Here is a 15,788-nt window from a genome sequence, read left to right on the forward strand (position 1 = left end):
TGCGGGCAAAAGCTTACTATGCTTATGAAAGAACTTACTTTTACCTTGTGGGAAGATGATGCTCCGGGAAAAGGTCATCATCCTAATAACAAATTGATACTCACCAAAAAAGCAAAAGTGGATAAAAATGGTTTAGCTGTTGCAGAATTTATGCTTACCCGCGCATTGATGCATAAGGCGATGCAGGGCGAAGCAGACCCAAATCAATTAGAATTTTATGTTACGGTAGAATATTATGCTAGAAAGAAACACGCTACAGAGAATATTCACGTCAACAATCCTCTTCCTCCTATTAATGGAGAAGTAAGAGATTCCCCGGCTGAAACTATCCCGAAAGCTAAAGACTCTCCAGCAGAAAACAAACCTCCGAGCATGAAAGAGGAAAAAGGAATTGGAGATATTGCTGTAGATAAAGCAAAAGAGCTGTGGGATTGGATGGAAGCCAAAGGAACCATTATAAAAGAACAACTTCCTACTGTGCAACAGCCAGATGGGAAATCGCCGGCGGTGGTGAAGGAGACGACAGTGAAAAAGAAAGAGGGAAATTGTGAATGTTACTGTGGTGAAAAAGAAATATCTCCAGAAGAACTTAAAGAAATGGTTGTAGCAATGAGAAAAGCAACATTTGATGATGCTGGTGAAAATTTCTACAAATGGAACAAGGACAATCTATTCACCGCAGGTCATGAACAATTTACTGATAAATCATATTCAAAATTTGCAGAAGTTCTTAATAAAACATTTATTAAATATGATATAACATCCTGTATCAGAAAAATACATTTTCTAGCACAGTGTTATCATGAAACTGGTGGTTTTATGAGAAGTGTACAGGGTAATCTTAATGACGAATTTTCGTATGATCCATACACAGGAAGAGGATTTATACATCTAACATTATCAGGAAATTATAAGAAATTTGAAGAAGATTCGGGTTATAATGTTATTAATAATCCAAAAATTGTCTCAACTAATATTGAAGCTGCAGCAAAATCTAGCGGATGGTATTGGAAATACAATGATATGGGAAATATCAATCCATTTGCAGATAAGGATAGTATTTTTGATACATCCCGACTCGTTAATAAACCTAATGCTACAAAGCCTTCCTCAATTAATGGTTATAATCAAAGAGTAAATGCGGTAAATGCATTAAAAACAATATTCAAATATCCTCAATCATGTTGTAACTTAGGAAAAAAAGAAGAAGCTAAAGAGAATACCACCTGCTCAAGTGGTTTAAGCGAATGTATCTGCCTCGACACATTTGCTATTGAAGATGGATTTATAAAAAGCTCTAGGATAACAAAAAATCGTGTGGGTGTCCTTGAGCAAGCAAACTTCCGGGATCCAAAATCAAGTATCCAAAAAATAATATTGCACAGAACAGCGGGAGGTACAACTGAAGCTTGTATAAATGCTTTTAAAAGTGGTAGAAGAAATAAAAGGGGAGGCATAGATCACTATGGAACACATTTTATCGTTGGAAAGGATGGAACGATTACACAAACAGCCAATCTCTCAAAAGTAACATGGCATTGTGCTGGTTGGAATTCTAAATCTGTCGGAATAGAAGTTGTGGGCTTTGCAATTGATAGAAATGGAAAACCAACATTAGGTTTAAGGGGTCAAAATCCTGTTACCGGATGGGAAGAACTAACAGAGTCACAAACAAAATCTGTAGCCTGCCTTGTAAAAGCTTTGTTAAAATATTATAATTTGGATAACAGCAAAATAGATTGCCACGAACATTTAGCTCCCAAACAAAGTGGAGAAGGACAGGTTGTCTTCAATGCTATTAAAGACTATTTATAACTTACTATGAAAAATATATTTATACATTTCGCAATATTATTTTTATTTATTTTATCATGTAAAGGACAAGATAAAGATGTAAAAGTAAATGATAAACAAGAAATTGAAATATATTTGGCAAATTGTCAAAATGAATATTCAACGGGTGAGAAAGTATCTGGGAGAGATAAAAATTGGTCTCTTACAAAAAAAGATATTGATGAGATAATGAAATTGTCCTCGGAAATTACAGAAAACGAATGGCATTTTTCATATCCTGTTACACCTTGTAATATTGAAATTAAGAATTTTTCTTACAAAGGAAAAAAATATAATGTACAAATTAATGGCGGTTCTTACCTTTCTCTCTTTAATGGAAAAGAAACCATTATTTTGGGCTGTGATTTACCGAATTGCAAAAAATATTTTTTAAGATCAAAAGAAAATATGACGGAAGAAGATTCCTCATTTTCTCAAATCAATGCAAACGAGCTTATAAAAGCAAAAAGTTATGAAATAGAATTTAATAAGAATGATACTAAGGATGTTTTACTTGTAGAAAAAAAAGAGGCAGGTTATAGATTAGAAGCAAAAATAGATCATAAGACTTTCTTCAGTAAAACTTTTGAATGTGATTTTATAGCAATAGAAACCAATACAAAAAACAATCAAACATTTAATTTGGTTTTAGAATATGTAGACCAATATCAAAAAACTTTTAGAAAAATAGTAATTCCTGTATTCTATAAAAATAAGGTTTTATTCATTGAAAAAATTTTTATAGCAACTCTGGGAGTAAGTGCCAAAACTGGTAATGAAGAATGGTTACGAAAAGAAATAAACTTGAGGACTGATTTAAGAGATTTAAATCTTGATCAAATCATTTTAAACTAATCTTTAGGTACTGACACTAAGTTGGTAAATGTTTTCTGATGTCCATCAAGGAATGAGCAGTCCACAAGATTTCAAAAAACTACAATTCGAAAAATTGCAACTCTACTTGCTTCAAACGGCTGTTACCATCTTGAAGTAAATCAACAAATTATATGAAAAACATAATTTTAGTATTTATAACGATTTTATTTTCAGTAGAATGTCAAAAACCTAATGAAAAGATTACTAAATCTCATTCAATATCAGATACTATTTTTCTGAAAGATAATAATATCATTTTTGTTTCACCAAGTGACAAAAACATAGACAATCTTAAAAAAAAATATGGAGAAGGTTTTTATACATTTGCTGATGATTCCAACAACTATTTTTCTGAAGCCTCCAGCTATTTAGATTCTTTGAATGTAAATTATGCAAGTCATGGTAACGATAAAATATTTGGATTTAAAAAAGACAAAAAATTTGTAGAAATTCCAAAATATAAAAACCCTTGGTATGTAATATTTTATAACAATGGAAATTATAAAACTTTGGATTTAATAAATCTCAGAGAAAGTTATCCAATTTTCTTTACCCATAAAATCTCTAAAAACATAACAAAACTTGACGTCAAAAAAATTGCAGACTCTATAGCAGGAAATAGATATTTTGTTGTGGAAGAAAAAGAATGTGATCTAAATACGGATAATTTTAAAGATAAAATCATTGTTTTTGGAAATAATAATGATATTAATCCTCAGGATCCTAGCACTAAAATAGCTCCCGTACTAATCTTGTTAAACCAACGGAATGAACATTATAAAATACTTAAAAATGATTATATATATCCAAATAATTTTGGAGATGCATTTAAAAAATTGGTCGTTAAAAATCAATATTTTACTATAGAATTGTCAAATGAAGTTCCAGATCAATACATTTCATACAAATATATAACGTTCAAAGCTATACAAAATTCAAATGATATCATTTTATCAAAATATGGTGAAAATATTGAATGGAGTGAGGAAAGAAAAAACAATATCCTTTGCTCAGAGAAAAAATTTGGAAAAATTCTGTTTCAAGATTACAACTCTAGTGATATTAGGATCAAATGCTTAGAATGATTCAAATTGAGTAAGATAATGGAGTTTTTTACTTTTGAAAAATTAACCTGTCAGTATAGAATAACAAGTTTATCTCAATCAAAAAATCTCCCTATCTTTAAACCCTATAAATATTAAATCAAAAAAAACAATGAAGTCACTTGTTATTACATTATTAATGATTCTTTCTTTAGGGAAATTATCAGCTCAAACCACCGAAGGTCAGCTTACCTACAAAATGGATTTTTCAAGCGACAATCCACAGATGGCTGCTGCAATTCCTATGATGCAGGGCTCTGCATTGAATCTGTATTTTATGAAAGATAAATCTGTAGCTGAAGTTTCAATGGGCGCTTTTATGAAATTAAAAAGCATTATGGACGGAAAGCAAGACAAAGGTCTACTCCTTACAGAATTAATGGGACAAAAAACTGCTACTGAAATAGAATCTATTTCTAAGAAAAAAATAGATACTGATAAAATTGGAAAACCTGTAAAAACGTCAGAAACTAAAACAATCCTTGGCTTCAACTGCAAAAAATATGTGATTAAAGACGCTGAAGGAAAAGATGATACTGTTCTTTGGGTGACAACAGACATTAAAACTTCACTTAAAGGTCAAGAGCAATTCAGTAATGGTGTAGAAGGGGTGCCATTAGAATTTTCTACATCGAAGGAAGGAATGGATGTACATTTCGAAGCTACCAATTTTAATAAAACAGTTGATCCAGCTATTTTTAGTATCGCAGTTCCTGAAGGTTACGAGATAAAAACAGAAGAAGAAATGAAACAAATGGGAGGCGGACTTTCATTATAAATCATTAAAATAACAGTAATAAAAATACAGTCTTAGGATTGTATTTTTTTGTTTTTAAGACTCATTTTTAAAGTAAAATCATCATCCAGATTTTCATTAATTTCCCTACCTTTAACCTCCAATTTCTTCATTAGTGTCAGAATTTTTTCACGACGACAGTCCGTTTCAGGTTTTTTTATCATTCAAAAAATATTTGGATGTGCTGGAGCATATCCGCTACAATGACAGATTGGAGTATCGGGTAAATTATGCAGAATCAATCATAGAAAGATTCAAAAAAATACCTGAACTCTGTGAAGGTTCACAGGATTTTTCTTTGTTGACAAAACATCAGGAACTCATCAGAATGCTGTTGGCAGACCTCTTCCCGACTGGTCTTACACATAATGAGATCAAAGCAGCAAGTATTCCTTTTACAGATATTTCATTTAATTATACAGAGCGATTCAGGAAGATACTTTCAGATGCAGGTCACAACTTCACTCTCGAATTCCGTGATATGACGCAGGATGAGATGTATGTGCTTTCATGCTGCATCATCGTACAGCTTTATTTTAAAAAAGACATCAAATTTATAATCCCTTTCTACTATGATATTCCCGATCAGCATGGCATTATAAGACATTATAAAATCACAGTAAACTCAGATTTCTCAGAAATCATACCTATAGAGCAAAAAGATTTTCCGACGGATCATGAGATAGAAATTCTTCTCGAAAATCTGGATGACGTAAGTCTCTGGAAAAAGCATTTTCCACCGCAATCCTGGATGCTGAAAGGTTTTAATATATTTTCTCTCGTAGACTGTACTTCAGAAGTGGCGTTGTCTGATTTGAAATCGACAATGATTCAGATCGATCCCGAAAATCCGCTTCCAAACGAAAATTTAAAGGAGATATTTAAATCTTATTTTGATGTTGCTGAACTCAATTTTGGTTTGATGCTCATGGATCATCAACACCAGAAGCTGGAAAAACTTCCTATATACGAAAACGTTTTCAGCAATTATCTTCTCGATTTCTGGATCAATCTTTATGATGAAAAAATGCAGAAAACGGAATTCCAGAATTTGAAATACAATCCAAAACCAATTGTCATTTCAGATGTGGATCATTTTGATGACGAGATTAAAAATACACCCAACTTTTCGGTATTAGCCAAAAACAACATCAAAAGTTTCATGGTGATCCCGATTGTTCATGAAGGCGAAGTATTGGCTTTGATGGAATTCACTTCAGAAATCGCAGGAAGTTTTAACGGACTTAAACTTCGTAAACTGGATTCTCTCAGCGACATTTTGATATTTTCATTAAACCGATTCAAACACGAACGAGATAATCAAATCGAGGCGATCATTCAACGGGAATATACTACGATTCATAATTCTGTGATCTGGAAATTCAGAAATGAAGCTGAAAAATATTTTAATGCTTCTCTTCAGAGAAAATTGTACACATTACGTGAAATAAGCTTTAAAAATCTGAGTCCGCTTTTTGGAGTTTCAGACATACGCTCATCTTCAGACAAGCGTTTTCATTTGATGTTAGATGACCTCAACGAACAAATAGATTGTCTAAATCAGCTGTTTTCAGATGCACATTTTGATGAAAGTGAAAAATATCTTTTAGCACTTGATGTATTTGAAAACGAACTCAACAATGATTTTAAAGCGGATACAGAACAGAGATTTCAGCATTTTTTACGGGAAGAAATCCATCCGTTTTTACAGGCACAGTTGGAAATGAAATCTTTGGAAAGTATCAAAGATTATTTTTCTAAAGTGTACTCTATCAACAGTCTTTTTTATTCAAACCGAAGAAAACTGGATGAATCTATTACTTTGATTAATCGAAAAATAGCCGATATTTTAGATGAAAGTCAGGAAGAAGCACAGGAAATTTATCCTCATTATTATGAAAGATTTAAATCTGATGGTGTGGAACATAACTTATATATCGGGCAAAATCTGAATCCTTCAATCGGCTACACAGCAAAACTGCTTAATGAATTACGATACTGGCAACTGAAAACTATCTGCAAGATAGAACACGATTTCGAAAATTTCAGCAAACAGCTCCCCATTTCACTGGAAATTGCGTCACTTATTTTTGTTTATAACGAAAGAATAGACATCCGTTTCAGAATGGATGAAAAGAGGTTTGATGTAGACGGTGCTCACAATTCTTTTTATGAAATCATTAAAAAACGCCTGGAAAAAGCAAAAATTAAAGATTCCACCGAAAGAATTACCTGTCCGGGGAAAATTACCATTGTTTATTTCGGTATGGAAAATCAGAAAGAATATCTCGGCTACATTTCCAGACTTCAAAAGATTGGAATTCTAAAAAATGATGTTGAATTACTGCGCGTAGAAGATTTACAGGGAGCTTCCGGGCTTCTGGCTATGCGTGTTTCTTTGGCATAATTAATCATAATAACTTTTCAGAAAGCCCTGAAAGGGCAAAATCAAAAGCATGGGGTGAAGCCCAATGAATTAAATCGGCAAAAAATTCTTACAAAGTCCTGAAAGGGCGAAATCAATAATCTATAATGTCATAAAAGCATACGCAAAAGACAGCACTGAAATAATAATCCCAGCCATAAAAATCTGATACGTAATTGAAAGCAACTTATATTTTCGGTCTAAAACTTTGCCCAAAAAATACAAATCCTTCATCATCGAATCATAAATATATTCTCTGTCTTTAATTAAATCCCGCATTGAATTTTGGAAATCGTCAAAAAGCATCTGATGAAAATTCCCGAAAAACAAAAGATTTACTTTTCTGTCAGCGATGTCCTGTTTCGTAAAATTGGTCTTAGTGACATTCGGTTTTGTAGAAAGAATGGCAAAAATAATCGTCAAAACACTCGACAGCAAAAGCAAAAATGTAGGAATAATCAAATGCGTATTTTTCGGGGTATCCAGTTTCGGAACCAAAACAGAAAGACCAACTGAAATGATAATTGCATTGACAGAAAGTAAAATATTCGCTTTGCTGTCGGCAATATCGCTCAGCCTTGTATGATTATTTAAGGTAACTCTGAAAAGAGTATCTACACTTCTATCCGACTTTTCTTCTTTTTTCTCTGACTTATCTTTTTTAGGTTTATCCTCTTTTTCCAATTTTTTCTCGATTTTTTTTACGTTTTTAAGCTTTAAAGGCTCCCAGTTTTCTTTCGCGTAATCGGTAAAATACTGATGTTTATTTTTGAGGAAATCTACGTTCATTTCGTTCCATTCATCGGTGGAAAAACACGGTCCGCCGGTGAGTTCCCACTCTTTTCTCAAAGCTTCTGCGGAATCATTATAAAACGGGCTCGCAAAATGACTGAAATCTGCATCTTTCATGATCATTTCAAGAAAACCTTTCGGCTGATGGTACTTTTGGGTTGCAAGAATCAAATTTGAAACTTCCTCAATATATTCATCAGAAAAATTATCTTTTTTAAGGAAATCTTTCATCAAAACGGCTCCCCTTTCCTCGTGTCCTTCAGCATTGCAATCAGTAAAACCTACATCATGAAACCACAACGCAAGAATTATTTTTTCTCTTTCAACTTCAGAAATTTGGCTGTGTTTAATGATCTCTTCCGCTTTCTGAACAGCAAAAGAGGTGTGAATAAAATTATGGTAAAAGTAAACCGAAGATAACTTATCTTTGAATAAGCTTTCTACGTGATTTTTAGCCTTATCTAAAATATTCATTGCAGATTTTTCTTAATGTAAATGTATGAATTTATCTTGTATTAAATTTCGCAAAAACAGCCGCACAATTTCCGGCTTAATTATATCTTCTGTCCTACTCTATTCCTGTGCAACCTACAAAGTTCAAAAAGGAAAAGAATTGCAGGAAATCCCTGTTTCCCAGACCAAAACCGAGAATGATTTTAAACTTTTCCTCATTGGTGATGCCGGAAATGCCAATGAAGATCAGGCAAAAAACACCCTGAAATTGTTTAAAAACAAACTCGACTCTGCTGATAAAAATTCGATGGTCATCTTTTTGGGCGACAACATCTACCCTCTCGGCATGCCGAAAGAAGGCAGCAAAGACTATGATTCCGCCAAGGTGAAAATGGAAAATCAATTGGCTGTTACCAAAAATTTCAAAGGGAAAACACTCGTCATTCCGGGAAATCATGATTGGTACCACGGTTTGGAAGGTTTGAAAGCGCAGGAAGATTTCGTAAAAAATTATCTGAACGATAAAAAGGCATTTTTACCAAAAAATTCCTGCCCGATTGATGATATTAATTTAACCAAAGACATTAAACTGATTATCATCGATTCTGAATGGGCGCTGATCGACTGGGACAAATATCCGGGAATCAATAAAGGCTGTGATATCAAAACAAAGGAAGATTTTTACAAAGAGTTTAAAGATTTAATCGTAAAAAATCAGGATAAAAGAATTATCGTTGCCGTGCATCACCCTATTATCAGTTCGGGCGTTCATGCCGGATTCAATTCTGCAAAGTCTCATCTGTCTTCATTTCAAGGGAAATTACCCGTTCCGGGCGTTGCCACTTTGATTAATACTTTAAGAAGTTCGTCGGGAGCGAGCATGGAAGACCTCAGCAATAATCATTATGCGGAATTTGCCGGAAGAATTAAAAATATCGTTCAGGACAAAGAAAATGTAATTTTTGTTTCGGGACACGATCATAATCTGCAGTATCATTCAGATAAAAATTTGAGACAGATCATCAGCGGAGCGGGTTCCAAAACAGATCCTGTGACGATTGCTTCAAAAAAGGATTTTTCCTTTGGGGGAAGCGGTTTTGCAGTTTTAAATTTAAGAAAAGACCAAAGTGCTGACGTAGAATACTTTTCAACAAAAAATAATGATTTAAAGAATCTTGCAAATATTAAAGTAAAAGAAACTCCGAAAGAATTTGTCAATAATTATCCATCAGATTTACCCTCCACTTTCACCAGCACAGTTTACACCGAAAAGAGTACTCAAAAAGGTAAAATTTACCGCTGGCTTTGGGGAAATCATTACAGAAAATACTACGCAACACCAATTACCAATGAAGTTGCAGATTTATCTACTTTGAACGGAGGCTACACACCTTTTCGTGAAGGTGGCGGAAATCAGTCGAACAGCTTGAGGTTGCAGTCTAATAACGGACAGGAATTTGTGATGCGTGGCGTGAAGAAAAATGCCATCCGTTTTTTAAACAATCAGGGTTTTAAGAAAAGCAGTTTTGGTTCAGAACTTTCAAATACTTTTCCAGAACGGTTTCTGATGGATTTCTACACCACCAGTCATCCTTTTACGGCGTTTTCAGTGAATAATCTCGCAGATAAAATCAATCTCTTTCACAGCAATCCGACGTTATATTATATTCCGAAACAGAAGCAACTCGGTCAGTTCAACCAAAATTATGGTGATGAAATGTACATGATTGAAGAAAGATTTTCTTCTGATCCCAAAACTTTGGCTTCATTGGAAAATGCTACAGATATTATCTCGACAGCTGATTTAATTAAAAATCTTCAGAAAAACAGCAATTATACTGTTGATCAGGATTTGTACATCCGTGCTAGACTTTTTGATATGCTCATCGGCGACTGGGACAGGCACGAAGACCAATGGAAATGGGCAGAATATAAAAATGGTAAAAATGTGCATTACAAGCCGATTCCGAGAGATCACGATCAGGCTTTCAGCAATTATGACGGAGCAGCTTTTAAACTGATTATGAATATTCCGATGATCCGCCACATGAAATCATTTAAAGATGAAATCAAAAATGTGAAGTGGATGAATATGGAACCTTATCCTTTAGATTTAATCATCCTAAAATCTGCAAGCGAAAAACAATGGAATGAGCAGGCAAAATTTATTCAGGAAAACCTTTCAGACAAAGATATTGATGAAGCATTCAGAAATCTTCCAAAAGAGGTTCAGGATGAGACGATTGCTGATATTCAGAGAAAGCTGAAAGTTAGAAAAAGTGCTTTACACAATTATGCAACGGGATATTATTTTAATCTAATAGAAAAAGTACCCATTGCAGGAACCGTCAACAAAGATAAATTTGTCATTTCCAAAGAAATTGACGGCTTAGTCAATGTAAAACAATACGAAATCGATGACAAAAACAACAGTGAAAAACTGGTTTTTGAAAAGACCTACAACGATACTTTAACCAAGGAAATCTGGGTTTACGGACTTGAAGACGACGATATTTATGAAGTAACGGGGGATGGGAAATCTAAAATTAATTTACGATTGATTGGTGGCTACAACCACGATGTTTACAGAGTTGCTAACGGTAGCAAGGTGAAAATTTATGATTTTAAATCACAGAAAAACACTTACGAAACCAAAGGAGCATCAAAACGACTAACAAACGACTACGAAGCCAATACCTACAACTGGAAACACCCGAAATACAACTTTTTCGCAGGCTATCCGAATGCGGATTTCAATCCTGATGATGGTGTGATTTTAGGATTTGTTGCCAATTACACTGTGAACAATTTCATCCGTGATCCGTTTACGCAAAAGCATTCTTTGAGTGCCAATTTATATACGGCTACCGGAGGTTTTAATTTAGGTTATAAAGGCGTTTTTAAAAAAGCAATTTTTGGCTGGGATGCCAATGTTGACGCTTTCTACACGACTCCTCATTTTGCAAGAACTTTCTTTGGATTGTCGAATGAGAGTGAATTTAATAAAGAAATCAGCAGAAATTATAACCGTGTAAGAATTTCTCAGATAAGAGTTGCTCCTTCTATTTCAAAAACGAGCTGGTTGAATCTGAAGCACCAGTTTCAGTTGAGTTTTGAGCATTCTGAAGTGCAGAGAAATGATGAGCGTTTTGTGGCAATTTCTAAAGATATTAATCCTGAAACTTTTAATGGGCAACAATTTGGTGGTGCCAACTATACTTTTAGTTTTAAAAATTCCGACAGCAAAGCCTTCCCTACTTTGGGTATGGAGCTGATTCTGAACGCAGGCTGGAAAACAAATTTTGCAAATTTTGACCAGAACTTTGTCGCTTACCAGGGAACTCTGAATCTCTTTAGAAGAATTGATAAAAACGGGAAATTTGTATTTGCCAACTCAGCCAATGCCATGATCATCAACAATAATAATTTTGAATTTTATCAGGCGGCAAGCATCGGCGGAAGAAACGGATTGCGTGCTTACAGAAATGAGAGATTCTCAGGAAAATCTTATTTCGTCAACAGTGCAGAAGTTCGTTGGGACTTTGGCCGTGTGAAAAACAGCATCGTTCCCGCCAATATGGGTATTTTGGTCGGCTACGATCTAGGCAGAGTGTGGAATGATCACGAGAGCTCAGATAGGTGGCATCAAGGTGTTGGTGCAGGTTTCTGGCTTGGAATTCTGGATATGATTTCTGCCAGACTTGATTATTTCATCGGCTCGGATGGCGGTAGAATTTCCGGTGGCGTGGGAATGAGTTTTTAAAGGCATTGCCTTTTTTGTTTGAAGAGTTATTAAACCTTCAAGGTTTTTGAAACCTTGAAGGTTTGTTTTTATTTCAACTCAAATCTATACACATTTCCGCCCTCTTTTTTGTCTTTTTCATCGGCAATCAGCAAAGTTTTATCATCAAGAAAAACGATTGCTTCTTTCTGTGAATTGTGATTTAAAGATAATTTCTGAATTTTAGCTGAATTAAAATTATCCGGAGCAAAACCGGAGAGAACATGAATGTTTTTGTGCGTCAAAAGAACTATTTCATTTTTAGAATTTAGCGAAGCCGAAGTAATTGCAGCATCATTATAACCTCCTTCTAATTTTAATTTCCCAATTAATTTCGCTTCAAAATCGCCTTCTTTATTTGGAATTTGAAACACTAAAAAAGTCCCGTTGAAACCTTTACTTCGGTTTTTTGTGAAGAGATAAAAGTTGCCATCTTTTTCAACAAAAGCTTCGCAATCATACAGTAAATTTGATTTTTTTGGCGGAAATTCTGTCTGACCTTCGTAATGAAACTTAGTGGTCTGAACGACTTTCGTAGATTTTTGTGAACTGTCTTTTAAATCTAATTTAATAATGGAAAGATTCTGTCTGTCGTTTTCATTATTCCCGAAATCACCGATGTAGATATTTCCTGCTTTATCTTTTGTAATATCTTCCCAGTCGTTGTTGTCGGCATTTTCAACCAAAACATCTGTGATAAGATTACCTTTCAAATCTAAACCGTACACCACATTTTTATTACCTGCGTCTTCAATTGCCCAAATGGTTTTCTGGTCTTGAGAAAGTGCAATTCCTGAAACTTCTTTGAGTTTCTTGGGAAGTGAAAATTCTGTTTTCAATTCCTGAGACTGCGCATTTTCCTGAGTTTTGGGATTACAGCTTAATAAAAGTATAGCGAAAATATAAGTGAATTTCATGAGTGTAATTTAATTCAATAAAGTTAGGTATTTTATTTCAACAGACTGCCTTGCTTCTTTTGCGGTGACCAAAAAAAGCCTTCAAAGAAAACTTTGAAGGCTTGGGTATATTTTAATTTAAAGAATTATTCTGTAACTCTCTTTTTTCTTCCGTAGAAAGCGGCAATACCAACGGCAGCCAATACTAAAACCGGAATATAATCATCGATTGGAGCCCCAGGAGCTGAAGGAAAATCTCCCTCTGCTTTTTCTGTTGAGTTATCTTCCTGTTCTTCATAGACATATCTGTTATCACTCTGCGAAAATGCTAAACCTGATAAAAAGATTGTACTTATTATAAATATTTTTTTCATGATCTTAGTAAGTTATTTTTTTAGAGTATTCTTTACCTGCTGATTTCGCTTTGATAATGTAGAAACCTTTAGAATCTAATGGAATTCTTACCAACTGAGAAGCTGGATTAATTTCCTGAATTTTTCTTCCTGAAGCATCGAATACTTCAACGCTGTCGATATTTTTGTTGTTTCTCGCATAGAAATCATTGCCATCTCTGTAGATTTCAAATGAACCTTTTTGAGCTTCTGATGTAGAAAGTGTTCCTAATAAATACACTACTTCAAATCTGTCTGCAATCTCACCTGCATTTACCGTGAAATTATAAGAAGTGTTCTGAAGGTTGGTATAAGTTCCCAACACTTTATCGTGAAGATAAATTGCCTGTCCGTTATTGAAAACCCCTGTCTTGTTAGCTAAAGAGATTGTGTGTAAACCATCTGTAAAATGCTTAGATCCTAAAGGAACTACATCTGTATTGACAAAGTCTGCACGCCCTTGAATAGCCAGTTTATTATCTGAAACTTTACTGTAGAATGCATCTGAACCAAGAGCCATAGCTTTAGAATCGAAACCATCGACAGCATTTGTAGCTCCTTCACCGTAAGTAACTGCCAAAGTATTATTTGCAGAAAGCGGAGTTTTAAGTTTTAACCAATATTTACCTTCTGAGCTGCTGTTACCATTTTTGTTAACAAACGTTCCGGCATCCGCACTTCTCATTCCATTATTGAAAACCAATGAAGTTCCAGTTAAAGATTTTACGATAAATCCTTGACCTGGGTTTACTTGTGCTGGTGCATTAGTTAAATTGATAAAGTTCCCTGTACCGTTTGTAACTGTTTGTGCCGGAGCCCATGTTCCTGATCCACTTGCATTGAAAGTTGCATAACCGTAGTTCGCAGATGTCTGACCTGTTTGGTTTGCTACAGGCGCACTGGTGTTATCCCAGAAATACAAAGTTGGGTCAATATTTCCGCTATTCCCCGTTAAAAACAATGGAAGATTTAAGTTTGAAGGATAAGGATTTCCTACCAGATTATAACCAAAGCTTGCATTTGAAAGTGCTACGCTTACATTTCCATTATTAGGTGTTCCCACGAAAGATGCTGATCCACCAACCGGCATTTGAATAGAATATCCTTTACCGGAGTTGTTAGTAAAATTAGTAACAGCATCATAATAGTTTGTTGCAGTATTGTACGTCGTTACATCAGCAGGCTGTGTAGTAAATGCATTAAACATATTCTGATTCTGCACCGGTGAAGACCAGAATGCATATTTGCCGGCTACGTTGGTTGCGTAAGCTTTGTTTACTGTAAATGTAGCCCCTGTACCCGCTGTATAAGTACTTGTTGCACTCGTTTGAAGTAGATTTCCTCCATCATTTACAACGATAGCACCATTGTTTGTGATGTTACCTGTAGTAACTGTCACTCCTGTATTAACATTTAATGTAAAACCACTATTAACCGTTACCGACTGTGCTTCAAAAGAACCTCCTGTATAGTTTGCATTGATTACTGCAGGTGTACTTGCTGTTGGAGTTCCGTTATCCCATGATGTACCACCGTTCCAAGTTGGATTATTTACAGCTGGAAAAATATCATTCCATGTTTTCGCCACTCTTATACCATCAACAATTTGTTTTTGAGATGCGCTATATTGTCTTAATGCAACGGAAGCGATACTTGTTGTTGTAGAAGACGAATAACTTTGATTTGCAGTTAAAGGTTCACTTGTTGGTAAAGAATCAAAAACATATAGGCTAGTCTGTCCATTCGTAATATCTCTTTTTATAACTACTAAATAGGTTGTTCCAGGAGCAATTGTTACATAACTTGGAACAGTATTATCTTCACTTATTCCAATTCCTGTTCCACTACTATTTACATATAATCTTGAATAAAAATTAGAACCAATTGGACTTCCTCCCAAGTTAAAAAAGTAACCTGCAGCATTAGAAGAAGAAGTTTGCAACATAAATGCTATATAAACGGATCCTGTAGTCTGAGAAGCAAATGTCTTATTGACATCTTGACCATTATCATCAATGTTTGCAGCACCTCCGATACCAGAACCGACATACCCCATAAAGGTAAGTCCATTTGTGACATCGATAGGAGCCGTTGTAGTACCGCTGTGGGCATTCCATCCATTAGCTGTTAAATTTGATCCAATAGTGTAATTAAAGTCTTCTGTGAGAAGAACCTGCGCCGATCCCCACGTCGAGAAGGAGACCATCAATAACGCCAAAGCTGTTTTTGGTAAAAATAAATTTTGTTTCATAAAATTTTAACTTAATTGGTTACAAAAATAAAATTTTTATGAAAGATAGATTTACCTTTAAAATTACATTTACGTTAATTAATTATCAGGTATTTACAGTTTTGAGAATATTATTTTTATAAAGAATTATGTTTTTTAAAAATTTATGTTTACGATCAATTAATTATCATATTAATAAAGAAAATTAAAT

10 protein-coding genes are annotated in these 15,788 nt (G+C 34.4%); 6 read left to right on the forward strand and 4 right to left on the reverse strand.

All coding sequences use genetic code 11. The features are described from left to right. Positions 1-24: 24 nt before the first annotated feature. The 5 genes from AC2A1G_RS18365 (at position 25) to AC2A1G_RS18385 (ending at position 7,015) form a co-directional block, all read left to right on the forward strand. Positions 25-1,815 carry an N-acetylmuramoyl-L-alanine amidase gene (locus AC2A1G_RS18365; protein WP_484048341.1) on the forward strand — a complete coding sequence of 597 codons (1,791 nt, stop codon included), beginning with the start codon at positions 25-27 and terminating at the stop codon, positions 1,813-1,815. 6 nt (positions 1,816-1,821) lie between these two features. Beyond that, positions 1,822-2,688, forward strand: coding sequence for a hypothetical protein (locus AC2A1G_RS18370; protein WP_484048342.1), 867 nt, complete (start codon positions 1,822-1,824; stop codon positions 2,686-2,688). Positions 2,689-2,840: 152 nt separating this feature from the next. Beyond that, positions 2,841-3,794, forward strand: a complete 954-nt coding sequence (locus tag AC2A1G_RS18375) for a hypothetical protein (RefSeq protein ID WP_484048343.1) — start codon at positions 2,841-2,843, stop codon at positions 3,792-3,794. 130 nt (positions 3,795-3,924) lie between these two features. Continuing rightward, a complete protein-coding gene (locus tag AC2A1G_RS18380; protein WP_484048344.1) occupies positions 3,925-4,590 on the forward strand; it encodes a hypothetical protein in 666 nt (221 codons plus the stop codon). Between the two features lie 133 nt (positions 4,591-4,723). Beyond that, positions 4,724-7,015: a GAF domain-containing protein gene (locus AC2A1G_RS18385; RefSeq protein WP_484048345.1), complete on the forward strand. Its 2,292-nt coding sequence runs from the start codon at positions 4,724-4,726 to the stop codon at positions 7,013-7,015. 120 nt (positions 7,016-7,135) lie between these two features. On the opposite strand, the gene AC2A1G_RS18390 is transcribed toward AC2A1G_RS18385, so the two are convergent. Further along, the gene (locus AC2A1G_RS18390; RefSeq protein ID WP_484048346.1) at positions 7,136-8,299 is read right to left on the reverse strand and encodes a Pycsar system effector family protein; all 1,164 of its coding nucleotides are present in this window, start codon (positions 8,297-8,299) and stop codon (positions 7,136-7,138) included. A gap of 25 nt (positions 8,300-8,324) precedes the next feature. Here AC2A1G_RS18390 and AC2A1G_RS18395 point away from each other — a divergent pair, with 25 nt between their 5' ends. After that, the gene (locus AC2A1G_RS18395; RefSeq protein ID WP_484048347.1) at positions 8,325-12,041 is read left to right on the forward strand and encodes a metallophosphoesterase; all 3,717 of its coding nucleotides are present in this window, start codon (positions 8,325-8,327) and stop codon (positions 12,039-12,041) included. 68 nt (positions 12,042-12,109) lie between these two features. Here AC2A1G_RS18395 and AC2A1G_RS18400 read toward each other — a convergent pair whose 3' ends face one another. From AC2A1G_RS18400 to AC2A1G_RS18410, 3 genes are all read right to left on the reverse strand, one after another. Beyond that, entirely contained in the window at positions 12,110-12,976 is an 867-nt protein-coding gene (locus AC2A1G_RS18400) for a hypothetical protein (RefSeq protein WP_484048348.1), read from the reverse strand. A gap of 125 nt (positions 12,977-13,101) precedes the next feature. Next, complete coding sequence (locus tag AC2A1G_RS18405; RefSeq protein WP_484048349.1) at positions 13,102-13,329, reverse strand: hypothetical protein; 228 nt, start codon at positions 13,327-13,329, stop codon at positions 13,102-13,104. Between the two features lie 4 nt (positions 13,330-13,333). Next, positions 13,334-15,598 carry a T9SS type A sorting domain-containing protein gene (locus AC2A1G_RS18410; RefSeq protein ID WP_484048350.1) on the reverse strand — a complete coding sequence of 755 codons (2,265 nt, stop codon included), beginning with the start codon at positions 15,596-15,598 and terminating at the stop codon, positions 13,334-13,336. Between the last annotated feature and the right edge of the window lie 190 nt (positions 15,599-15,788).

Source organism: Chryseobacterium sp. HNCC26DJ240, assembly GCF_057180485.1.